Here is a 23,018-nt window from a genome sequence, read left to right as displayed (position 1 = left end):
TATTTTTCGGACAAATTTTCATTCGTCAGTGTATTCGCTAAACGGGTTGGCCGTGTTCAGATCTATCCGGTTTTCATATCCGGGTAGGCGAATACTGTTTTCTGTGATCTCAAGATCATCCCCGGCTAACACGTGATGATCATATTGATAGATAGGTTTAGTCAGCCCCAGTGTCGTTTGCTGGTCGTACTCATTGGCGCGGGCCAGAGTGGCTACTTTTCTGTTTTCCCACTCGGCTATTTTTGTCTGGCCGTGCTTTTTCGTCAGCATCTGCTTTACGATGTGTGGTGCTAGCATCGGCGCGCTGGCATTGTTTCCGCCAAACCCCTTGGAGTTAAGGATGACACTGTCCATGCCCAGAGCACCCACTTCAATATGCTGCTGGGAAAACAGCAAGTTTGATTGGTGTACATCAGAGGCAATTTCATCAGTGGTTTGAATGCCGGGAATATAGCCGTAAGCCCAAGTACCCAATGACGTGGTTAGTTGATCTCCCCCGGCTGTACCTTGCGAGTGCCCTAAATAGCATTTAATCGCCGCGACTGGCCATGATTTAATATCAAATGCTTTGGCTATTTCGTTGATGACATGTGATTCGGTCACACGGTTTTGCGGAGTGCTGGTGCCATGTGCCTGTACGTAGGAACGTTGCTGTAGTGACTCTGCACCAAGCATATTTTTAATCAGAGCGGCCGCTTTTCCCAGAGTGATATAATTGCCGATACCAGGGGCCGAGATAGATTTTTTATGGCCGTCTGCATTAACAAAAACCTCTGGGATCGCGCCGTATACTTCAGCACCCAGTTCAAGTGCGAGGTCATCACTCATTAATAAGATAAACTGGCTGGATTCACCGATGGTAAAGCCACAGTTTTTGCCAAATGGCCGACAGGCTTTACGGTAATCGGCATCATTGAGTTCTGTCAGTTTGTCTAATGCCAGCAGATCTTTATCTTCCGCCAGCGCACCCATGGCGCGAAAGCCTTCAATGACTTCTTGAGTGACGGGCGCATCACTACCACCAATCATAGCCACTTTATGCTTGCCTGAGCGAATATCCTGGATACCGCTACGCAGGTTGTATAAAAAAGTAGCGCAGGCACCCAGTGCGCCCCCGGTTGCTCCTACGTTGCCTAAAATATAGGCGTTAACAAAGTCCGCCGGCATTTGCGCATAGCCGAGCGGCATCTGTTTTGAGCTGGTGCGTTTACCAATAGACGGGTATTTAGTCAGCCCACCAAAACCAAAATCATCTAACTGACCAATCGAATTACTGGCATAGACAGCAATCTGGTCCGGGGATAAGCGGTTTAAGATATCTTCGAACGGAATGCCCGTCGATAGCAATGCATCAGATGCACTGAAAATAGTCATTTGCAGGTTGCGAGGATGGTTTCTGGACTGGTAAAGCTTGCCTGGTTGAAAACCTGTCGGCAGTTGACCTGCTGACTGAACCTGTGCTGTTTTAAAATCGGGTAAAATAGTATCCAGGTTACCGCTAACGGTTATCTCTACTTCCTGACCGTTTCCCGGAGTGATTGTCCAGTTCTCTGGGATGATATTGGGTAGATGGCGTTTGCGCAGCGTAAAGCGAATACTGCTGTCTGGTGTGCTTTTTAATGTGGCTACTTTGTTAAAAGTAACTTTGTTGACATCAAAACAGTCGGGTTCTATACGGCGTATCAAGGTTGAGTTTAAGAGTTGATCCGCAATGCTGGACAGCAGGGCGGCTAATGGCAGTTGTTCACCGGCCTTGTTGTAGTAGTGGCCATCCTGATAAGTTGCCAATCCGGTTAATGTAGCCAGCCCTAGCAAAGTATTCTGTTGATTTTGCTGATCTAGTTTGTCAAAAATCAGACGACGGTATGCGTGATGAAAAGAACTACGACCTGCGGGATTGATTCCACCGAAACCGACGATAAGAGGTAGATGTGACAAAGAAGACTCCTCGGCTGGAACTATACTGGATAAACATAACTGTTTTAGTTCTGTAATCCATATATTCTAGCGGCACAGTGGATCTGTGACTAGATGGAATCTTAGCTAATCTCGGGAAATTACCTATTAAGTGCCCCGAAAGCGGGTCTGCAATAGGCTATCAGTACTAGTCTAGATGTAATGGCACGGTTCTTTTTAGGTAATAAGCTTTTATTCAGTAGAAAGTTATGCCTGATTATTATTAAAGAAAGTAAAGTATTTTGAGCTTTTGGCATAAACTGGAGTCATATTACTGGGCGCATGTTAGTTTTGAAGTAATAGAGTGTTCAGGTTTTTTCAGCTACATTGATATCAATATTAAAAAGTGTATGACACGTTTAAGGAATATTTCATGAAAAAATTAGTCGTAGCGCTATTGGCCGGCAGTGTACTGGCGGGGTGTACAACACTAGACCCTTATACTCGTGAAGAGAAAACCGGGAATGCCGCAAAAGGTGCAGGTATCGGTGTGGTTGCCGGTGCATTGCTGGGTTCTGCTGTATCAGGTAAAGGCGATAAAACTAAAGGAGCGGTGCTTGGCGCTTTAGTCGGCGGTGCTACCGGCGGTGGTATCGGTTATTACATGGATCAGCAAGAAGCTTTATTACGCCAGCAGTTAGAGGGCACAGGCGTTGGTGTGGAGCGTATCGGCGACGATATTCGTTTGATTATGCCTGGTCATATCACCTTTCAGACAAACTCTTATCAGCTAGCAGGTAATTTTTATCCTGTGCTGGATTCAGTTATTACTGTGTTGAGAAAGTTTGATAAAAGTGTGATCAGTGTTAATGGCTTCACCGATAGTACGGGTTCGTTTGAACATAACCAGCAGTTGTCTGAGCGACGTGCGGCGAGTGTTGCTAATTATTTATCAGGCGGCATCAGCGCATTGCGCATTAATACTCAGGGTTACGGAGAGCGCTATCCGATAGCCGATAATGCCACAGAATCGGGGCGTTCGTTGAACCGTCGAGTAGAAATTAATATTAGAGGGACTCAAAAGTAATCTACTGAGCCCCTTTTTACTGCGTTATTCTGCAGTGTCTACTGAGTCGAATTTACTCAGCAAGTGCTGCAGATTTTCCTGCCAGGCCTGTTGCTCCTCTTCCAGTTGTTGTTTCGCTTCGCGTAATTCAGTAATTTCCATTCTCAGCAACTCGACTTCGTCGATCATGCTTTCGATTTTTGTTTCTAACTGGTTGAACAACTCGGTTTGCATTGGGCACCCTTTTGGATATGACAATAAAGATGCCGATTATAGAGCGCGGCCGGGCGAAGTAAACCATTACCAGAACATCACAATGTCATCAGGTTGAATATTGTGTTGTGCAGTTGAGCCGTTGATATGCCCTTTTACTGTGGTGGCTTGAACATCATCAACAATCATTGTCAGGCGTGTGTTAATAAGTTCCGTCGTTGTCTGGCTGGTTTGATTGTAAAACATGGTTTTGCGATAGACCGTGAGCTTGTCGCCTCTTTTTAAGCCACTCTGTTTTCCTGCATTAATCCATAAATCGCTTTCTTGTGTGCGGGTTATTCTCGCGGAGAATGGCAAGCAGCGGAGAGATTTGGAAAGGTCGAGGCTGATTTCATCAAGTAACTTATTGATGCTTTGTCCATAATCGCTATTCAAAAAGGCCGGGGTGGCGAATCCGGTTTTTTCTGTCGGTGCAAGATTCCAGCGTCCCTGAGTTGCGTAATGTTTCTGCTCAAGTAGCGTGCCGCTAAAACCATCGTGAATGAACAGGTCCAGGCTAAAGTTTCTCAGGTGCTTTTTGCTTTTGTAATCTAACTTATTGTAGGTGTCGATAAGCCAGTTTTTTTCGTTAATGGTGCCGGGGGTATTCATAGATACATCACGAATAATGCCGGATACAATAAATTGGCTGTCGAGTTGTTGTGTATAGGCCATCATGGTGGTGAGCGTCCCGTCATCCAATTGTCGCGATGTGGCTGTGCCCAGTTGTTTGTGCAATAGTAAGTTGCCGGCATTGAGTGCTGATATGCCGTCATAGCTGTTCAATCGTGTTGTTAACTGTGAGGCTAAACTGGATTCAATATTTCTTATATTGCCAAGGTTAGCTTGCGTGGGGTGCTCAAGAGGAAAGGCTGCTACGGCGATTGTTTTTCGAAAACTATTGCCACTATTGCCATTGCTGCAGGTCGTTTTAGTATCAATGTCAGCACGGATCCGCACATGTAGTTTGTTGCCGATAAGCTTTTCTTCAAGGATCTCAATATTGGACAATGAGCCCATTGTTGAGATGCGCATATTATCAATTTCCAGTATGCCGTCTTCGAGTTGCTGAGTACTGCTGATATAAGCGGCAGCTTGCAGCGATGCCTGCTGTTTAGCGTCGCTTATGGCTTGCTCCCGTGCTTTTGTAAGGTCGCTGTTGTAGATGAAAGCCTGTCCTGTTGCTTCAACAGTGGTGGCATAGGCATGGAAACTGCTAAGCAATAATACCAGGGATAGTAAATATTCTTGAAAATGTCTCAACATGAGAGCAACCTGACCGATATATTAAGAATAGGTGAGCAATAGGTGAAAGGTATGCAATTTACGCCTGACATGCAAACTGTGTGTTGATGTATGTGTTGACGCCTGTCTTAATCTGTTCTTATAGATTTTGTTAGTGTGCTGTAAATGGAGTGTGGGCGAGCTGTTATGATAAAAAAGATAGGGTCAATCGTACTGGCGAGTCTGATTAGTGTGGGCTGCGGTTATCAGCAGCCTGTACCCGTTAAAATTGAAAAACTAAGTCCGCAAGCCAGTAAGGCCTTATTAAATGAGGCGCGTAATACCACACTGGCTGAGCCTGTCCCGTTTGCGGTGGTCGCGGAGAATAGGGCTAAAGTTGACCCTGTTAGCGAAGCTGTTGAGCAGATGGCAGTGCAGTTGGTGAATGGCTTGAATCAAAATAGAGTGAAGCGCTTCCCTATTGCTGTGCTGCCTTTTAAATCGTTGCGTCAGAGTGTGCCTGATCCATTATTGGGTGAGCGGTTATCGGAAAGTTTTATCTTCCCGTTGCAGCAGCGCGGCTATAATCTTGTCGATTACCGGGCCATTAGTTTAGCAACGACGCTAAAATCGCCTGTATCAAAGCAAAATATGTCCGCCTTGCGGGAGCGTTATAAAATCTATTTTGTGCTAACCGGAACCTATGCGCATCATCCTGATGGCATCGTCATTAATGCCCGGGTGCTGGATACTACAACCCGCCAGGTATTGGCATCTGCACAGACGCATATTGTTAATCAGCGTCTTGAAGGGGCGCTGCCAGGATTCGATCCGGTTAAAGCATTGAATAATGGATATATCATTGAAAATGGTGCAGTTCCGATGAGGTCTCTTAAATGAAGTTTGTGTTGATCCTGTTGTGCGTGTTTTTAAGCGGCTGTGAAACCGTTGTGCAAACAGCGAAAGAGATTGGTAATGAGTTACCGTCTCCGTCTTTTGTCAAGCAGCCAGCCCCCGATCCAATCTGGGTGCAGGCAACAGGATATGCGCCAATTAGCTTACAGCCGGGTGAAACGCGCCAGCAAAAAGTAGTGATGGCGATGCGTGCGTCAAAGCTCAGGGCTTATCAGGAGCTGGTTGGGGTGGTGCATGGGCAGTATATTTACGGCACGACTACCGTTGAGGATATGGTAATGCAGCGGGATTCGTTTAAAGCGGCTGTGGCAGGCTTCGTGCGCGGAGCCCGGGTCGTTAAGTCGTATCCGGTGCAGGATGATACGTATGCGACGATTCTGGAAGTGGATATGGCTCAGCTACAGCGGGCATGGGTTGAGTAGACTGCAGGGTATGCGACGATTCTGGAAGTGGATATGGCTCAGCTACAGCGAGCCTGGGTTGAACAGGCCGCTGCAGTAGAGAAATAACTGAGAAAATCTCTGCCGTTATTTGTCAGTTGTCGTTTTCGCAAAAGCAGCCAGTTGTTCGCTGCTTGCTTCTTTTTGATACTTCTCTTTCCAGTCTGCATAGGGTTCGCCATAGATAATCTCTCTGGCTTGCTCGTAATGTATTTCCTCGCCGCGTTCTTCAGCCGCGGCTTTGTACCACTTGGATAAGCAGTTACGACAAAATCCTGCCAGGTTCATGAGGTCTATGTTTTGAGCGTCTTTGCGCTTATCCAGATGGGCGACCAGTTGGCGGAACGCTGCCGCTTCAATTTCAGTTTTGGTTTGTTGGTTCATGCTAGGCCTCTTGATGGCTGTTCTTTTCATGACAGCGCTATTTATGACGCTCTCATTGATGAAAGTTCTGTCTGTTATTTATTCATCGCGTATATGTTCGTCAAGCTCGCTGCATACGCGCCTCTGTAGCTCCTGACATAGATCGGGATCGCTAATGGGTAGTCCTTCATCATCGGTGATAAAGAAAAAATCCTCAACTCGTTCACCAACACTGGCTATTTTTGCTTTGCGTACAGAAATGTTGAGTTCAGCAAAAATCTGACCAATTCGGGCGAGTAGACCGGGACGATCGGGACTGCGCACTTCCATGATGGTGAGCTGTAAATTGGGGTCGTTACTCAGGCTTACGGTGGTCGGCAAGGCAAATAGCTTCATTTGTCTTGGTACGCGCCGGTGTATAATGTCCGGGTAGTCGTCGGGATCGTCCAGTTCTTCGATCAGACGTTCCTGAATGCTTTGAAGATAGCTGGGGTTCTCTGACAGAGGCTCGTCATCATCAGTCAGAACGGTATAGGTATTTAAAGAACGACCATCATCAGTCAAAATGATGCGCGCGTCCTGAATGTTCAGATGTAGTTGATCCAGTGTAGCTACGGTGGCTGCGAACAGGTTTGGAACATCTTCACTGTAAATAAAGATTTCGGTAGCCCCTTCGTGAACCCTGTATGAAGTCTTTTGAATCAGAACGAGCGGTAGTTCGCTTGATCCGTGTTCAAGAATGGACTGTGTCTGCCAGGCAACATTTTTGGCTTCTTCGCGTAAGAAATAATCCTCACCCAGCATGGCCCAGAATTCCTTGATTTCATCTTCGTGCTGGCCTGAGTTGGATAATATGGCCATTGCTTCATGTTGTACCTGATTAATACGATCCTCTTTATTGATAGGATTTTCCAGTCCGCGTTTTAGTGCTCGCTTGGTTTCCATATATAACTGTCTTAGCAGAGTGGCGCGCCAGTTGTTCCATAAAGTGTGATTCGTGGCGTTAATGTCAGCAACGGTAAGTGCGTAAAGATAATCAAGATGAACCGTGTCGCGTACCTGCATGGCAAATGTATGAATAACATCAGGGTCGGTAATGTCTTTACGTTGTGCAGTCATCGACATCAGCAAGTGGCTGCGGACAAGCCAGGCCGTGAGGTGGCTGTCCCATTTCCCCAGGCGGTGACGTTCACAAAAAACCAGAACATCTTCTGCGCCGAGTTCTGAATGGTCTCCACCGCGTCCTTTAGCAATGTCATGATAGAGACCGGCAATATAAAGCAGTTCTATTTTAGGCAGACTGTTAACCACTTTGTGCGCAATCGGGAACTGTTCCCGATGATTTGAGTGGCGAAATTGACGCATCATCTGGATTACTTTTAGCGTATGCGCATCGACGGTGTAGATATGGAATAGGTCGTGCTGCATCTGGCCGACAATTTTACCGAACTCTGGCAGGTAGCGCCCCAGAATGTCGTAGCGGTTCATACGTTTCAGCTCGGTGGATACACCGTTGGGCGAGCGCAGAAGTTCCATAAATAAGCTGGTATTGCGCAGGTCATTACGAAACTCATCATTAATCAGGTGACGGTGATCCCGTAGCAGACGAATCGTGGATGCACGAACGCCGAGTATTTCATCGTGCTGAGCCAGTAATACGAAAGCCTCCAGAATGGCGAAAGGGTGATGCTCAAAGACTTTGTCGTAGGTGGCTTCCAGGTAATTATTATGAATCTGAAAGCGCTTGTTGATGGAAGTGACAGTTTGTTTGTCGTCAATCTTCAGAATGGCTTCATTAAAGTATTGCAGTAGCATGTCATTGAATTCTGCCATCGCAATCGCGACACGATAATATTTGCTCATGAACTGCTCGACAGCCAGTGCACCGTGTTGATCTTTGTAGCCGAAAAAGTCGGCGAGTGTGCGCTGATGATCAAATAGCAGGCGGTCTTCACGGCGTCGGCATAGCATGTGCAGTGCGTAGCGCACAGTCCAGAGGTAAAGCTCACCGCGGTTGAGGGTTTCCAGTTCAGATTCGGTAACAAATCCGTGATCAACCAGATCGCGAATATAAGTAGCACCGAAGTGACGTTTGGCTACCCAGCCGATCGTTTGCAGATCTCTCAATCCGCCGGGGGATTTTTTTAAGTTGGGTTCAAGGTTGTATTCTGTATCGTTGGTTTTTTCGTGACGGGCTTTCTGCTCTTTGAGTTTGGCGATAAAAAATTCTTTATCGGTCCAGGCACCTTCTGATGTGACGCGATCATACATGCGCTGGTGTATCGCCGGGTCGCCGGTCAGCGGTCTGGACTCGATCAGGTTGGTGGCAATGGTGATGTCATCACGGGCTTTTTCATAACATTCTTCTATGTTGCGCACACTGGAGCCAATTTCCAGCGCGATATCCCATAATAACATCAGAAATTTGCTGATACTCTCCTCGTAGACAGTCGGGTCGATATCATCAAGAAGAATCAACAGGTCAACATCTGAATGCGGGTGCAGTTCGCCGCGGCCATACCCGCCCACTGCGATTAATGAGATCTGCTGATTATCGGGCCATTTAAACAGATTCCATGCGGAGATCAGGATCTTGTCGATGATGGCGGCACGACCATAAATCAACTTGCGAATATCTTCGCCAGATTTGAAGCGGGCATCCATTTCAGCTTGCGCTTTTTTAATCGTGCTTTTGAATACTTTAATGGGCGATTCGCCGCTTGCCAGGCGAGCTTCGAATGCCGCCGAGTCAATAAAAGTATCCGTCTCGGCTAGTTGCAGTAAGGTCGTGTTCATTCTTTAATCCAGTGTGATTAAAATTTTTCTTCAGAACGCTGAGTCAGTACTTCATGGCCTGAATCAGTGACCAATATAGTGTGTTCCCATTGTGCGGATAAGCGACGGTCTTTGGTTTCTACGGTCCAGCCATCTTTTTTAGATAGTTTTACATCCCGTTTACCGGCATTGATCATGGGCTCAATCGTAAAAATCATACCCGCTTCGAGTTTTACTCCGGTTCCAGGTCTGCCGTAGTGAAGAACTTGTGGGTCTTCGTGGAACTCTTTGCCAATACCGTGGCCGCAATATTCCCGGACAATCGTGTAATGGTTGGCTTCTGCGTGCTTTTGAATGACGTGGCCAATATCGCCCAGAAAAGCGCCTGGCTTAACTAATTCGATGCCCTTATAGAGGCACTCAAGTGTCACTTCTGCCAGTCGTGTGGCATGCGGGGCTGCTTTGCCGGCGAAAAACATTTTGCTGGTGTCGCCATGGTAACCGTCCTTGATGACAGTAATGTCTATGTTAATCATGTCGCCGTCTTTTAGCGGCTTATCATTAGGGATGCCGTGACATACAACCTGATTGATTGATGTGCAGATAGATTTAGGAAAGCCGTGGTAATTCAGCGGGGCAGGGATGGCTTGCTGTTGCTGAGTGATATAATCGTGGCAGATTTGATCCAGTTGGTTGGTCGTGACGCCGACTTTAATGTGTGGTTCGATCATTTCGAGAACCTCGGCTGCGAGTCGTCCCGCGATGCGCATTTTTTCTATCTCTTCCGGGGTTTTAATAGTAATGGACATAGTGTTCCTTTGAAGGGTGAATCCTAAACTTGGTGGTTGTTAAGTGTTGGCGTTAAGCACAATGGCAGTGATTGTACCGAATTATCCTCTCTGAGCGAAGTCGACCTTCAAATTGAGCGCATCTTGTGGTATAAAACGCGCTCCCGAAATGCACACAGCATTGCGAGGAATATCTCACACACATATCGTCACAGTTTCCGGGTGCCGTTTTACGGTTGGATGCTGGGATATGTGGAGGTTGAACCCAATTAAAACAGGAAATGCTAAACATGGCACAAGTTACAATGCGCGAACTGCTGAAAGCAGGCGTTCACTTTGGTCACCAGACTCGTTACTGGAATCCAAAAATGTCTCAATACATTTTTGGTGCGCGTAATAAAATTCATATCATCAACCTGGAACACACACTGCCAGCACTAAACGGTGCTATCAACGTGGTTGAAGGTTTGGCTCAGAACAAAAATAAAGTTTTGTTCGTGGGTACAAAGCGCGCTGCAAGCAAAATCATTAAAGAAGAAGCGCTGCGTGTAGGTATGCCGTTCGTAAACCATCGCTGGTTGGGTGGTATGTTGACGAACTACAAAACTATCCGTCAGTCTATCCGTCGTCTGCGTGAGCTTGAAGGTGCATCTTCTGATGGTACTTTTTCTCAGTTGACTAAAAAAGAAGCGTTGATGCGTCAGCGTGAGATGGAAAAACTGGATCGCGCTATCGGTGGTATTAAGGATATGGGCGGTCTGCCTGATGCCTTGTTCGTTGTTGATGTTGATCACGAGCGCATTGCGGTAAACGAAGCTAACAAACTGGGTATTCCTGTTATTGGTATCGTTGATACTAATAGCAATCCAGATGGTATTGATTACGTTATCCCGGGTAATGATGATGCTCTTCGTGCCATTCAGATCTATGTTAAATCTATAGCTGATGCGTGCAGCGACGGTACTGAAGTTGCCGGCGGCGATAAAAGTGAATTTGTTGAGGTAGAAGCGGCTGCAGAATAATTTTCTGTCGCTGTTGAAGCTATTTTCAGCAGCATGAGTCGTATCAAGGGGAGCTATGCTCCCCTTTTCAGATTTTGATTGAATGCGTAATCAAGGGGTAATAAGAATGGCAAGTGTATCGACTAAGTTAGTTAAAGAACTGCGCGATCGTACAGGTTTGGGTATGATGGAGTGCAAAAGAGCACTAACTGAAGCCGGCGGCGATGTTGAAGCAGCCATTGATGAAATGCGTAAATCATCAGGCATGAAAGCCGCTAAAAAAGCGGGCCGTACTGCTGCTGATGGTGTGGTTGCTGTGCGCGTTGCTGATGATAATTCTTATGGTGTTATTGTCGAAGTAAATTCTGAAACTGACTTCGCCGCACGTGATGCAGGTTTTCTTGGTTTTGTTTCTAAAGTTGTTGATGCTGCGTTTGCCGCTAAAAGTGATGATGTCGCTGCGCTGATGGCAGGCGAGCTGGAATCCACTCGTGAAGCGCTGGTTCAGAAGATTGGTGAAAATATTGGTCTTCGTCGCATCGCTATTCTGGAAGGCGAATTGGTTGCTGCTTATGTTCACAGCAACAATCGTATTGCTACACTGGTTGCTGTTAAAGGTGCCAATGCTGACGTCGCTAAAGATGTTGCAATGCATGTGGCTGCAGTTAACCCGCAAGTGGTTTCTCAGAGCGATATGCCTGCAGAAGTCATAGCCAAAGAGAAAGAAATTATTCTGGCTCAGCCGGATATGGCGAGCAAACCAGCTGCTATTGCAGAAAAAATGGTTGTTGGTCGTATCAATAAATTTCTCGCAGAGAATAGCCTTGTTGAGCAGGCGTTTGTTAAAAATCCTGAGCAAACCGTTGGCGAAATGGTTAAGGCTGCTGGTGGTGAAGTTGTTTCTTTCTGTCGTTTGGAAGTGGGTGACGGTATCGAAGTTGAACAGCTTGACTTTGCAGCGGAAGTGGCTGCTCAGTTAAATAATAAATAATTCTGTTCGTTAGAAAGGTGTGTGTGCTGTGTTACAGTACGCACACCGTTTTAAGTCCTTTTAACTTCGTTCTGCGGAGACTCTGTAATGCCTGCCGTACATTCCAAACATGCTAAATACAAACGTATTCTTCTCAAGTTAAGCGGTGAAGCCCTGATGGGAGAAGAAAATTTTGGCATCGACCCTAAAGTTCTTAATCGTATGGCGCTTGAAATAGGTCAGTTGGTCGGTATTGGTGTTCAGGTTGGAATTGTTATTGGTGGCGGCAACCTGTTTCGTGGTGCAACGTTAAGTGCAGCGGGATTGGATAGGGTGACAGGCGATCATATGGGTATGCTTGCTACTGTTATGAACTCTTTGGCGCTGAGAGATGCGCTCGAAAGGTCAAATATAGCGACACGAGTTATGTCTGCTATACCCATGAGCGGTGTTGTTGATCATTATGATCGCCGCAATGCGATGCGCTATCTGAGTCAGGGCGATGTGGTGATTTTTTCAGCAGGTACCGGGAATCCTTTTTTTACTACGGATTCGGCAGCATGCCTGAGAGGGATTGAGATCGACGCTGATGTTGTTTTAAAGGCAACAAAAGTTGATGGCGTATATACTGCCGATCCAATGAAAGACCCTGCAGCCAAGCGTTATTTGCGTCTGTCTTATGATGAGGTGCTGGAAAAACAGCTGGGTGTAATGGATTTGACGGCGATTTGCCTAACCCGTGACCATAATATGCCTGTCCGGGTGTTTAATATGAATCGTCCAGGTGCTCTTGTTAATCTGCTGGGAGGCGGAGATGAGGGTACGTTGATATGTGGCGAGGTAACAGGAGATCAATATGCTGAATGAGATAGCTAAAGAAACTGAAGCGCGAATGAAGAAAAGCGTTGAGTCAGTAATAGATCATTTTAAGAAAATTCGGACAGGGCGGGCGCATCCGAGTATTTTGGACTCTGTTCAGGTTATGTATTACGGCGCTCCAGTCCCACTTCAGCAAGTTGCTAATGTTAGCGTTGAAGATGCCAGGACTTTAATGATTTCCCCTTGGGAAAAACAAACAGTTTCAGATATAGAAAAAGCTATCTACAAATCTGATCTGGGTCTGAATCCTTCATCTAACGGTGGTGTGATTCGCGTTCCGATGCCAGCACTGACAGAAGAAACGCGCAAGGTTTATATTCGACAGGCGCGTCAGGAAGCTGAATCAGCAAGAGTGTCGGTGCGTAATGTTCGTCGCGATGCTAATAATGATATGAAAGAACTATTGAAAGAAAAAGACATTTCGGAAGATGAAGAGCGCCGTGGTCAAGATAATATACAAAAATTGACCGATAAATATGTAGCCGAAATCGATAGTCTGCTTGAAAAGAAAGAAGCAGATTTGATGGAAATCTAAAATTAGAAGGAGGGCTGGTGTGAGCCGGCCTGTCTGCCTCTCTATATGTCAGTACATGCTAAATTAAATATTCCGATTGATAAAGTGTTGCCTAAACACATAGCGATTATTATGGATGGCAATAATCGTTGGGCTAAGGCACGTCGTTTACCTAGTCTCGCCGGGCATAAAGCTGGCGTGGATAGCGTGCGTAGTGTGATCGAAGGGTGTGTTGAATATGGCATACAATCACTGACACTTTTTGCATTCAGTAGTGAAAACTGGAAACGGCCTGAGCTAGAAGTTAGCGGGCTTATGGAGTTGTTTTCTTTGGCTCTGAACAGAGAGGCGAAGAAGCTTCATAAAAATAATATCCGCTTAAATGTGATTGGAGATAAATCGCGTTTTAGTGAGTCGCTGCAGAAAAAAATAGCAAAAGTGGAAGCGCTGACAGCAGATAATACTCTTTTGACCTTGAATGTTGCAGCAAACTACGGTGGGCACTGGGACATAGTGCAGGCCGCGCAACGTCTGGCGAAAGACTGTGTTGAAGGGCGCTGCGCGCCTGAAGATATAACCGAATCCGTTTTTGATCACTATGTGATGCTGCATGAACAGCCTAAGCCGGATCTTTGTATAAGAACCGGAGGCGAAAACCGGATCAGCAATTTTCTGGTCTGGCAGATGGCATATACGGAGTTCTATTTTGTCGATGATTATTGGCCTGACTTTAATAAAAACTCATTGGCAACAGCGATTCGGGACTTTTGTACCCGTGAACGCCGTTTTGGTAAAACCAGTGCCCAGGTAGAGGCAGAAGCGAGTGCTTAAGCAGAGAATAATTACTGCGTCGATACTTGCGCCTTTAGTTTTGTGCGGGGTTTTTCTGCTGCCGGTTATGGGTTTTGCTATTTTCTTCGCGTTGGTTACTCTAATTGGTGCATGGGAATGGGCGCTGTTATCTGGCTTAAAAAAATCCCTTCATCGTTTAGCATTTTGTTTTTTTGTTCTTGTGGCCATAGGGATAAGTAGTTGGTTTTACGAAACAGGCCATGGTTACTTCGTTCTGTTGCCGGCCGTTGTTGTTTGGTTAATGGCAATTTTCTGGATCTGTCGGTATCCAACCTCAGGGCTATGGGAAAAGTCTTTAGTCAGAACCTTATGCGGTGTTCTGTTACTATCGGCTGCCTGGCTGAGTATGGTGGAATTAAAGGCACTGGAGTCGGGTAATGCCTGGCTGCTGTTGATTCTGCTGATTGTTTGGGCTGCTGACATCGGTGCCTATTTTTCTGGAAAGCGTTGGGGTCGGGTTAAGCTCGCGCCGCATGTGAGCCCGGGGAAGACGCGTGAAGGTATGTATGGTGGTCTGGTAGCCGTTGGGTTGACGGTCTTAGCTTTTTCCTGGTGGAATGAACTCACGCTTAGTTCAGTAGTCTATTTAATGTTATTAAGTCTTGTCGTCGGGCTCGTATCAGTCATGGGCGACTTGTTTGAAAGCTTACTGAAGCGGCATGCAGGCGTTAAAGATAGCGGTACCATTTTGCCGGGTCATGGAGGGGTGCTGGATCGCATAGACAGTATTCTGGCGGCAGCACCTTTGTATTATCTCGGTTTAACTTTCCTGCCAATTGTGTGAATCATAGATGGAAATTATTCAAACGATTCTGGCTACCATTGTTACCCTCGGAATATTAGTTACTATTCACGAGTGGGGGCATTTCTGGGTAGCCCGTCGCTGTGGCGTTGATGTGCTTCGGTTTTCCGTGGGGTTTGGTAAATCATTATGGCTGCATAAAGGTAAAGACGGCACAGAGTACTCTATTTCGGCCATTCCTTTGGGTGGTTACGTCAAGATGCTGGATGAGCGCGAAGGCACTGTCCCCGAGCATCTGAAGTCAAGAGCGTTTAACAACAAACCTGTCATTCAGCGTATAGCCATTGTTGCCGCAGGGCCTTTGGTGAACCTGATCTTCGCTGTTTTTGCTTACTGGATGATGTTTGTTGTCGGCGTTAGTGCGGTCGTTCCAGTGATAGGATCTGTAGAAACGGGCTCTATTGCCGCAAAAGCCGGTATGCCTGTAGGCGCTGAAATCGTCGAGGTTGATGGCTATCCTGTTCGCTCGTGGGATGAAGTTAATTTACGTTTTGCTTCACATATCGGTGAATCGAAACAATTGTTTGTGTCGGTGATCAGTTCAGCTACAGCTAGCCCTAAAGTGTATACAATGGCATTAGATAACTGGAATGTTGATATTGAAAAAGAATCTCCATTATCGGCCATGGGTATTCGCCCTTACCGGCCTGAAGTTAAGCCTGTATTAGGACAGATTGTTGCTAATGGAGCTGCCGATCAGGCCGGCCTTCAGGTTGGCGATGTTATTCAGAAAATTAATGATACCCGAATTGATAATTGGATGGCATTGGTGGATATAATCCAGCAATCTCCAGATCAGCTATTGGAAGTGACCATTGAGCGCAATGCAACGGTTATGGTGTTGCGCGTCACTCCTGAGCGAAAAGTACTGGAGGACGGTGCTGTTCAAGGTGTTATTGGTGCAGGCGTAAAAGCGCCTGAATGGCCTGAGCATATGCTGCGCAATATTCAATACGGGCCTATTGAAGCTGTGGGTGCTGCGTTTAATAAAACAGTTCATATGGTGGGTTTGACACTGGATTCGATCTGGAAAATGATTGAAGGTGTTATCTCAGTAAAAAACTTGAGTGGCCCGATAACCATTGCTAAAGTGGCGGGCGCCTCTGCCGCATCTGGGTTTGAACCTTTTGTGAGCTTTCTTGCTTATCTGAGTATTAGCTTAGGGGTTTTGAACTTGCTGCCGATCCCTGTGCTAGATGGTGGGCATTTGCTTTATTACAGTATTGAGCTGATCACCGGTCGGCCGGTGAGTGAAAAAATACAGGTAATTGGATTTAAGTTGGGTATGTTTTTGCTTTTGTCGCTCATGACACTGGCCATCGTTAATGATTTTATGCGCCTGTAAAAAGCAGCGGCTTTTGACTGGGAAGAGGTTTCATGAAGAATAAATTTGGACTTGTACTTGGTTTGGTTTTGTTGGCCGGTAGTGTAAATGCCGCCTTTGCTCCATTTCAGGTGCAGGATATTCGGCTGGAAGGTGTTCAACGGGTAGAAGCGGGTGTTGTTTTCAGGAATTTCCCCATCGCATCCGGGGACATGGTGAATGAAGCCAATCTGGCTGAGGCGACTAAGCAGCTTTTCAAATCCGGCTATTTTGAAGATATAAGTATCGCCAGAGAAGACGGTTATTTGATCTTGACGGTTAAAGAGCGGCCTTCAATAAGCCTTATTAAGCTGGCCGGTAATAAGGTGATGAAGAAAGAAGACCTGTTAAAAGGCTTGTCACAATCAGGGTTGCGTGAAGGGGATGTTTTCAAGCGATCTGCATTAGACCAAATTGAGCAGGATCTATTGCGCCTGTATGTTGGGCAGGGGCGTTATGGCGCGGCTATCTCTACATCAGTGGAGCCGCTGGCTGGAAATCGTGTGGCACTGAATATTGATATAAAAGAAGGCAGTATAGCGTCGATTCAACATATCAATATTATTGGAAACAGCACCTTCTCAGATGAGGAGCTAAAGAAATTATTTTCGCTTAAGCTTCCAAGTTTTTGGTCGTTTTATACTAAAGATGATCGCTATGCCCGGGAGAAACTTTCTGCTGATTTAGAGCGCCTGCGTTCGCATTATATGGATCGGGGCTATGTTAATTTTGCGATAGATTCAACGCAGGTATCAATTACGCCAGATAAAAAGAATGTATTTATTACCGTCAATATTCATGAAGGCGAGCAATATACCATACGTGATGTTGATGTTTCCGGAGATCTTGTCATCGCAGAGGAAGCTCTGAAAGGTGCGATTTCGGTTAAACAAGGCGATGTGTTTTCGCGTAAAGCTATGATTGATGCGCAAGACGCTATGTCAAAAATGCTGGGTGATAAAGGCTATATGTTCGCCAATATTAATCCGGCACCGAGTGTTCATGAAGAGGATAAGTCGGTCTCGCTTAAGTTCTTTGTTGATCCCGGTAAGCAAACCTATGTGAGACGCATAAACGTTCGCGGCAATAGTCGTACAGCCGATGATGTTGTGCGTCGTGAAATGCAACAGATGGAAGCGGCGATTGTTTCTACCAGTAATATCGAAAGAACTAAGCAAAAACTGGATCGTACCGGGTACTTTCGTTCCGTTAACTTAGAAACTTCGCGGGTGGCTGGCACAGATGATCAGGTTGATCTGAATTATACGGTTGAAGAGCAACAGTCAGGGCAGTTTACAGCGAGTATCGGTTTTTCGCAAAATGATGGGATTATATTAGACTTGGGTGTTCAGCAGGATAACTTCTTTGGTTCGGGTAAAAAAGTTGGCTTCAATCTGACAAATAGTTCGACCACTAAAGAGGCCAGTTTTAACTATCTGGATCCTTACTTTACCGTTGATGGTGTCAGTCGTGGTTTTGATGTCTTTTATCGGGAAAGCGACTTTGAAGAAGATGATGTCAGTAGCTATTCTTTGGACGAGTACGGCGGTGGTGTAACATTCGGTTATCCGATTGATGACTTTCAGCGTTTGAGCTTTTCGCTGGGTATCGAAAATATTGAAGTGAATACTAATGATGAGGTACCGGTAGATGAAATACAGTCATTTATCGATACCGAGGGTAATCAATACCTGAATCTTAAGGGTACGCTTGCCTGGAATAATAACCACTTAAACCGTTCACTTTTTCCTTCGAGTGGTTATTCTCATCAAGCCAGCCTGGAAGTATCTATTCCGGGTAGTGATTTAAGTTACTATAAAGCACTTTATCAGGCCAAATACTATAAGCCATTCTTTGCTGATTCGGGTTGGATATTGGGGCTTAAAGGGCGTCTTGGTTATGCTCAAAGCTATGGTGATAATACCTATCCATTCTTCAAACATTTCTTTGCCGGTGGTTTAAGAACAGTCAGAGGTTATAGCAACAATTCCTTGGGTCCACGTGACTCAAATGATGATCCGTTTGGCGGCAATATGATGGTTGTGGGTGGTGCGGAGCTTATTTTCCCACTGCCGTTTATAGAAAATAAGAGTAGCTGGCGATCACTCTTTTTTGTTGATGCCGGAAATGTCTTTACGACAGACTGCTTGAGTTCAACATCGGCTGCTTCTCTCTGTTCAGAAGGGGTTGAGTTTGAAGAGTTAAGATACTCTGCAGGTTTGGGTATCAGCTGGTTATCGCCATTGGGTCCATTATCTTTCTCAATCGCTCAAGCATTAAATGAAAAAGCCAGTGATGAGACTGAAATATTCCAGTTCTCTCTTGGACAAAGCTTTTAAAATTGGCTTCTAAATTAAGGAACACAATATGAAGTTACTAAAGATTATTGCTATTTGCGTGTCGGTTGCATTTGCACCCGTTGTTCTGGCCGATAAAGTGGCTGTTTTAGGCTATGAAGAGGCTTTGCTTAAGTCAAATGCGGCGAGTGGCTTTCGTGAGACTTTGAAGAAAGAACTTCAGGGTGAGCAGAAGCGGGTGTTAGAGCTTGAAAAACAGGCAAAATCCTTGCGCGAGAAGATCCAGCAGAATGGCGCATCAATGTCGCAGGATGCGTTGAGACAAGCTCAATTACAGTTCCAGAAAGCGTTTGAAGAGTATCAGCGCAGTGGCCAGGCTTTGCAACAAAAAGGGGCTGAGCGTCAACAAGAGTTCATCAATGATATGCGTCCAAAACTTGATAAAATTATTAAAAAAATCATTGATGATAATAACTATGATGTGGTGATTGCCAAAAAAGCGACAGTCTATGTGGCTAAAGGTTTCGACATTACAGAGTCCGTAATACAGCAGCTTAATAAGTAATAATGTCCAATACTGTGCCAACGTATTTATTGTCTGATTTAGCCTCCCGTGTTGGTGGGAGGTTGTTGGGCGATGCCAACTTGAGTGTTTCTTCTTTGAACACACTTGACGCATCTGAACCAAGCCAGTTAAGTTTTTTAGCGAATAAAAAGTATGTTTCTCGTTTGGCTACAACACGCGCTACGGCTGTATTAGTCGCTGAAGAGTATGCCAAAAATCTACCCTGTGCAGCGATCATCGTCAGCGACCCTTATCTGGCGTTTGCACAGCTGACAAAACTGTTCGATTGGCGCGCTCCTTGTTCTCCCTATATAGATCAATCCGCTTCTATTAGTATGTCCTCCTCAATCAGTACGGATGTTTATATTAGTCCAGGCGTTGTCATTGGTGATAACGTAGTGGTTGAGTCCGGTGTGTATATCGGCGCCAATTCGGTGATTGGAAATAACTGTGTTATCGCCAGAAATACCCGCCTGGAGGCAGGTGTTGTGTTGTATGACAATGTACAGATTGGTGAAGGCTGTCTGATTCATTCAAGTGTGATTTTGGGGGGCGATGGATTTGGATTTGCCCCAGCGAAAGAGGGCTGGGTTAAAATACATCAACTTGGCGGTGTACGCATTGGACGGGATGTTGAGATTGGTGCGGGAACAACGATAGATCGGGGTGCATTGGACCATACCTATATACATGATGGTGTGAAGCTCGATAATCAGATACAGATAGCACACAATGTGGTGATTGGTGAACAAACCGCCATTGCGGGCTGTACGGCAATCGCTGGAAGCACTAGAATTGGCAGCCGTTGTACTATCGCCGGTTTAAGCGGCATAGTAGGGCATTTAACAATTGCCGATAATACTCACGTTACAGCGATGACCCTGATTAGCAAGTCCGTTACTGAGCCTGGGCAGGTGTTGTCTTCAGGAACGGGGCAGGAACTACATCGTGATTGGAAAAAAAATGTCGTTCGTTTTAAGCAATTGAATCAGATGGCGAAGCGTATTACCACGTTAGAACAGCAAGTTAAAAATTTTTCTAGTGAAGGTTAAAACAGATAATGGATGTTAAAGAAATAAGGGAGTACCTCCCTCATCGCTACCCGTTTTTATTGGTTGATAGAGTGCTTGAACTCGTGCCGGGTGAGTCCATCGTCGCACTAAAAAATGTGACTGTGAATGAACCTTACTTTAATGGGCACTTTCCTGAGCATCCCGTGATGCCCGGCGTACTCATTATTGAAGCGATGGCTCAGGCTGCCGGTATTCTGGGCTTTAAAACCATGAATAAAACACCGCAGGACGGTTCAATCTATTATTTCGTCGGCTCCGATAAATTGCGTTTCAAGCGTCCGGTAGTGCCTGGAGATCAGCTTAAACTAGAGGCAACTATTCTGTCTGAAAAACGTGGAATTTGGAAATTTGCGGTGAAAGCAACGGTTGATGGTGATATCGTTAGTTCAGCTACTATCCTATGTGCTGATCGAAAGGTGTGAAAAGTGATAGATCCACGAGCAATTATTGATCCTAAAGCTATACTCGCAGATAACGTTGAAGTAGGTCCCTGGTCTTATATTGGGCCTGATGTCATTATCGGCGAAGGAACAAGCATTGCCTCGCATGTGGTTATTAAGGGGGCAACAAGCATTGGCTCTGATAATCGTATTTTTCAGTTTTCATCAATTGGCGAAGACTGTCAGGATAAAAAGTATGCAGGTGAGCTGACCTACCTTGAAGTAGGTGACTCAAATGTATTTCGTGAAGGCTGTACCATTCACCGGGGTACCGTTCAGGATAACTCCCTGACTAAAATCGGTAGTCATAATCTTTTTATGGCATATGCGCATGTTGCCCACGATTGTATCGTCGGGGATCATGTCATCATGGCGAATAATTCAGCTATTGCCGGGCACGTAAATCTTGGCAGTCATACTATACTGGGTGGTTTTACTGCGGTTCATCAATTCTGTCGTATCGGTTCTCACGTTATGTGTGGTGCCGGTACTGTTGTATTAAAAGATGTACCTGATTATGTGATGGCCACGGGAAATCCGGCTCAGCCCCATGGGATCAATGCTGAAGGACTAAAGAGACGTGGCTTTACACCTGAAATGGTTAGGCAGATTAAGCAGGCCTATAAAATAATTTACCGCCAAAAACTGACGGTAGATCAAGCCTTGCAGCGACTCTCCGAGATGGCATTAGATACTGCCGAAATACTTCCATTAATTTATTCTCTACAATCCTCATCCCGGGGAGTTATTCGCTAGCAGGCTATCAGGAGGCTATAGTGACCAAGCTACGAATTGCGATGGTAGCAGGTGAGGCCTCGGGCGATATTCTTGGAGCGGGTCTGATTCAGGCAATCAAAAGGCATTATCCGGATAGCGTTTTTTACGGTATCGGTGGTGATTTGATGTGTGCTGAGGGCTTCGTCTCTGATGTTCCTATGGATAAGCTTTCTGTCATGGGGCTGGTTGAGGTGCTGGGACGTCTGCCCGAGCTTCTCTCGATCAGGAAGAAGCTTCGTCTTGCTCTTATTGCTAACCCGCCTGATATTTTTATTGGTATTGATGCACCGGACTTTAATCTTACTCTAGAGCAGCGCTTGAAGTCGGCAGGTATTGCGACGGTCCATTATGTCAGTCCTTCCGTATGGGCCTGGAAAGCGAAGCGTATATACAAAATCAAAGAGTCAGCAGATCTGCTGTTATCACTGTTCCCATTTGAAGCTCAGTACTATCAACCGACACAACAGTATGTTGTTTGTGTTGGCCATCCCTTAGCGGATCTGATAGCACGCGATCATCAGTTGCTGGATGCTCGTAGTAACTTGAACCTGTCGGGTGAGGGCAAGGTTGTTGCGATATTGCCAGGTAGCAGATCAAGTGAGTTAAAATATTTAGCGGAACCATTTTTAGGGGCTGCTGAGTTATTGCGACAAAAATTTCCTGATATGACCTTTCTTTTACCAGCAGCAAACCTTAAGCGCCGCGTTTGGTTGCAACAGCTTTTGGATGAGAAGTTTCCTGATTTGAATGTCAGATTGTTACTCAACCAATCCAGAGAAACCATGGCGGCAGCCGATGCTATTTTAATCGCATCAGGCACGGCAACACTGGAAGCGACACTATTGAGAAAGCCGATGGTAGTCGCTTATAAAATGTCGCCATTAACCTATGCTATCTATTCACGCATGATAAAAACCCCATATGTATCATTACCTAATATTCTTGCGGGGGAGAAGTTGGTGCCAGAGATACTACAAAACGATGTGACGCCGCAAAGGCTGGCAAGTGAAATGGAAAAAGCGCTTGAGGATACGGCTTATCAGTCACACTTAAATGTGCGCTTTTCTGAAATTAATAAAACCATCCAGCTGGATGCCGATGAAAGGGCAGCAGATGCGGTTATCTCACTGTTAAAGCAAAAAGGAGTGATAACATGCAGTCGTCCTTAATGCTGGATTTTTCTCAGTATGCTCGTGTGGCCGGTGTTGACGAAGCAGGCCGGGGGCCTCTGGTGGGTAATGTAGTAGCCGCCGCGGTTATTTTACATCCGGATAATCAGATCCTTGGTTTGGCGGACTCAAAAAAACTTTCTGAAAAAAAACGTGAAGCCTTATATGACGAGATTATGGAGAAGGCTTTATGCTGGGCCGTCGCATCGGCATCACCTGTAGAAATCGACCAAATAAATATTTTGCACGCCAGTATGCTGGCAATGAAAAGAGCAGTCATGTCTCTGAATGTTAATCCTGATTATGTTGTGATTGATGGCAATCGATGCCCGGACCTTCCCTATCCTTCAGAAGCTATTGTCAAAGGCGATGCCAAAGTGGCAGCTATTAGTGCGGCCTCTATTTTGGCGAAAGTGGTGCGCGATCGTGAAATGTATCTGCTGCACGAACAATATCCGGAATATGCTTTTAACAAGCATAAAGGCTATCCGACAGCTCAGCATATGAGTGCTTTGAAAAAATATGGGCCTCTTCCTGAATATAGAAAATCCTTTCGACCAGTGGCACAGCTACTTGAAACATCAGTGAGATAACGGG

23 protein-coding genes are annotated in these 23,018 nt (G+C 45.7%); 17 read left to right on the top strand and 6 right to left on the bottom strand.

From position 1 onward, the window contains the following. Nucleotides 1-18: 18 nt before the first annotated feature. Entirely contained in the window at nucleotides 19-1,938 is a 1,920-nt protein-coding gene (locus tag BM099_RS04690; RefSeq protein ID WP_090725077.1) for a beta-ketoacyl synthase, read from the bottom strand. Between the two features lie 391 nt (nucleotides 1,939-2,329). On the opposite strand from BM099_RS04690, the gene BM099_RS04685 reads away from it, so the two are divergent. Further along, complete coding sequence (locus BM099_RS04685; RefSeq protein ID WP_090725074.1) at nucleotides 2,330-2,983, top strand: YiaD family glycine zipper/OmpA-like lipoprotein; 654 nt, start codon at nucleotides 2,330-2,332, stop codon at nucleotides 2,981-2,983. 24 nt (nucleotides 2,984-3,007) lie between these two features. On the opposite strand, the gene zapB is transcribed toward BM099_RS04685, so the two are convergent. Next, complete coding sequence (gene zapB / locus BM099_RS04680) at nucleotides 3,008-3,196, bottom strand: cell division protein ZapB (RefSeq protein WP_090725071.1); 189 nt, start codon at nucleotides 3,194-3,196, stop codon at nucleotides 3,008-3,010. 66 nt (nucleotides 3,197-3,262) lie between these two features. After that, complete coding sequence (locus tag BM099_RS04675) at nucleotides 3,263-4,480, bottom strand: flagellar assembly protein T N-terminal domain-containing protein (protein WP_090725068.1); 1,218 nt, start codon at nucleotides 4,478-4,480, stop codon at nucleotides 3,263-3,265. Nucleotides 4,481-4,645: 165 nt separating this feature from the next. On the opposite strand from BM099_RS04675, the gene BM099_RS04670 reads away from it, so the two are divergent. Next, nucleotides 4,646-5,338: a FlgO family outer membrane protein gene (locus tag BM099_RS04670; RefSeq protein WP_090725065.1), complete on the top strand. Its 693-nt coding sequence runs from the start codon at nucleotides 4,646-4,648 to the stop codon at nucleotides 5,336-5,338. Next, nucleotides 5,335-5,775: an LPP20 family lipoprotein gene (locus tag BM099_RS04665; RefSeq protein ID WP_090725063.1), complete on the top strand. Its 441-nt coding sequence runs from the start codon at nucleotides 5,335-5,337 to the stop codon at nucleotides 5,773-5,775. Before BM099_RS04670 ends, BM099_RS04665 begins: the two co-directional genes overlap by 4 nt. A 105-nt stretch (nucleotides 5,776-5,880) precedes the next feature. On the opposite strand, the gene BM099_RS04660 is transcribed toward BM099_RS04665, so the two are convergent. From BM099_RS04660 to map, 3 genes are all read right to left on the bottom strand, one after another. After that, the gene (locus BM099_RS04660) at nucleotides 5,881-6,177 is read right to left on the bottom strand and encodes a DUF1244 domain-containing protein (protein ID WP_090725061.1); all 297 of its coding nucleotides are present in this window, start codon (nucleotides 6,175-6,177) and stop codon (nucleotides 5,881-5,883) included. 78 nt (nucleotides 6,178-6,255) lie between these two features. Further along, on the bottom strand, nucleotides 6,256-8,952 hold the full coding sequence (locus tag BM099_RS04655) for a [protein-PII] uridylyltransferase (RefSeq protein ID WP_090725059.1): 2,697 nt from the start codon (nucleotides 8,950-8,952) through the stop codon (nucleotides 6,256-6,258). A 17-nt stretch (nucleotides 8,953-8,969) separates the two neighbouring features. Continuing rightward, a complete protein-coding gene (gene map, locus BM099_RS04650) occupies nucleotides 8,970-9,740 on the bottom strand; it encodes a type I methionyl aminopeptidase (protein WP_090725057.1) in 771 nt (256 codons plus the stop codon). A gap of 269 nt (nucleotides 9,741-10,009) precedes the next feature. Here map and rpsB point away from each other — a divergent pair, with 269 nt between their 5' ends. The 14 genes from rpsB to rnhB all read left to right on the top strand — a co-directional run bounded on the left by rpsB (nucleotide 10,010) and on the right by rnhB (nucleotide 23,014). Further along, nucleotides 10,010-10,741, top strand: coding sequence for a 30S ribosomal protein S2 (rpsB, locus tag BM099_RS04645; protein ID WP_090725054.1), 732 nt, complete (start codon nucleotides 10,010-10,012; stop codon nucleotides 10,739-10,741). 106 nt (nucleotides 10,742-10,847) lie between these two features. After that, the gene (tsf, locus tag BM099_RS04640) at nucleotides 10,848-11,711 is read left to right on the top strand and encodes a translation elongation factor Ts (RefSeq protein WP_090725053.1); all 864 of its coding nucleotides are present in this window, start codon (nucleotides 10,848-10,850) and stop codon (nucleotides 11,709-11,711) included. A gap of 87 nt (nucleotides 11,712-11,798) precedes the next feature. Further along, a complete protein-coding gene (gene pyrH, locus BM099_RS04635; RefSeq protein ID WP_090725051.1) occupies nucleotides 11,799-12,557 on the top strand; it encodes a UMP kinase in 759 nt (252 codons plus the stop codon). Beyond that, nucleotides 12,547-13,104, top strand: coding sequence for a ribosome recycling factor (frr, locus tag BM099_RS04630; protein WP_090725049.1), 558 nt, complete (start codon nucleotides 12,547-12,549; stop codon nucleotides 13,102-13,104). The genes pyrH and frr overlap by 11 nt, the downstream gene beginning before the upstream one ends. Nucleotides 13,105-13,149: 45 nt before the next feature. Then, entirely contained in the window at nucleotides 13,150-13,914 is a 765-nt protein-coding gene (gene uppS, locus BM099_RS04625; protein WP_090725045.1) for a polyprenyl diphosphate synthase, read from the top strand. Beyond that, complete coding sequence (locus BM099_RS04620; protein ID WP_090725043.1) at nucleotides 13,907-14,719, top strand: phosphatidate cytidylyltransferase; 813 nt, start codon at nucleotides 13,907-13,909, stop codon at nucleotides 14,717-14,719. Before uppS ends, BM099_RS04620 begins: the two co-directional genes overlap by 8 nt. 7 nt (nucleotides 14,720-14,726) lie before the next feature. After that, the gene (gene rseP, locus BM099_RS04615; protein ID WP_090725041.1) at nucleotides 14,727-16,082 is read left to right on the top strand and encodes a sigma E protease regulator RseP; all 1,356 of its coding nucleotides are present in this window, start codon (nucleotides 14,727-14,729) and stop codon (nucleotides 16,080-16,082) included. Between the two features lie 32 nt (nucleotides 16,083-16,114). Further along, complete coding sequence (gene bamA, locus BM099_RS04610) at nucleotides 16,115-18,439, top strand: outer membrane protein assembly factor BamA (protein WP_090725039.1); 2,325 nt, start codon at nucleotides 16,115-16,117, stop codon at nucleotides 18,437-18,439. Nucleotides 18,440-18,467: 28 nt separating this feature from the next. Continuing rightward, nucleotides 18,468-18,962: an OmpH/Skp family outer membrane protein gene (locus BM099_RS04605; RefSeq protein ID WP_090725037.1), complete on the top strand. Its 495-nt coding sequence runs from the start codon at nucleotides 18,468-18,470 to the stop codon at nucleotides 18,960-18,962. Between the two features lie 2 nt (nucleotides 18,963-18,964). Then, nucleotides 18,965-20,014 (top strand): UDP-3-O-(3-hydroxymyristoyl)glucosamine N-acyltransferase, encoded by a 1,050-nt coding sequence (gene lpxD / locus BM099_RS04600; RefSeq protein ID WP_090725036.1) that lies wholly within the window; start codon nucleotides 18,965-18,967, stop codon nucleotides 20,012-20,014. A gap of 8 nt (nucleotides 20,015-20,022) precedes the next feature. Continuing rightward, nucleotides 20,023-20,457, top strand: coding sequence for a 3-hydroxyacyl-ACP dehydratase FabZ (fabZ, locus tag BM099_RS04595; protein ID WP_198064065.1), 435 nt, complete (start codon nucleotides 20,023-20,025; stop codon nucleotides 20,455-20,457). Between the two features lie 3 nt (nucleotides 20,458-20,460). Continuing rightward, nucleotides 20,461-21,231: an acyl-ACP--UDP-N-acetylglucosamine O-acyltransferase gene (gene lpxA, locus BM099_RS04590; protein ID WP_090725033.1), complete on the top strand. Its 771-nt coding sequence runs from the start codon at nucleotides 20,461-20,463 to the stop codon at nucleotides 21,229-21,231. A gap of 20 nt (nucleotides 21,232-21,251) precedes the next feature. Beyond that, entirely contained in the window at nucleotides 21,252-22,421 is a 1,170-nt protein-coding gene (gene lpxB / locus BM099_RS04585) for a lipid-A-disaccharide synthase (protein ID WP_090725030.1), read from the top strand. Continuing rightward, complete coding sequence (gene rnhB / locus BM099_RS04580; protein ID WP_232348862.1) at nucleotides 22,406-23,014, top strand: ribonuclease HII; 609 nt, start codon at nucleotides 22,406-22,408, stop codon at nucleotides 23,012-23,014. Before lpxB ends, rnhB begins: the two co-directional genes overlap by 16 nt. The last annotated feature ends 4 nt before the right edge of the window (nucleotides 23,015-23,018 follow it).

The organism is Neptunomonas qingdaonensis (assembly GCF_900113275.1).
In the GTDB taxonomy this organism is placed as follows: domain Bacteria; phylum Pseudomonadota; class Gammaproteobacteria; order Pseudomonadales; family Balneatricaceae; genus Neptunomonas; species Neptunomonas qingdaonensis.
The sequence above is the reverse complement of the archived record's forward strand: the minus strand, read 5'-3'. Positions and strand labels throughout refer to the sequence as shown.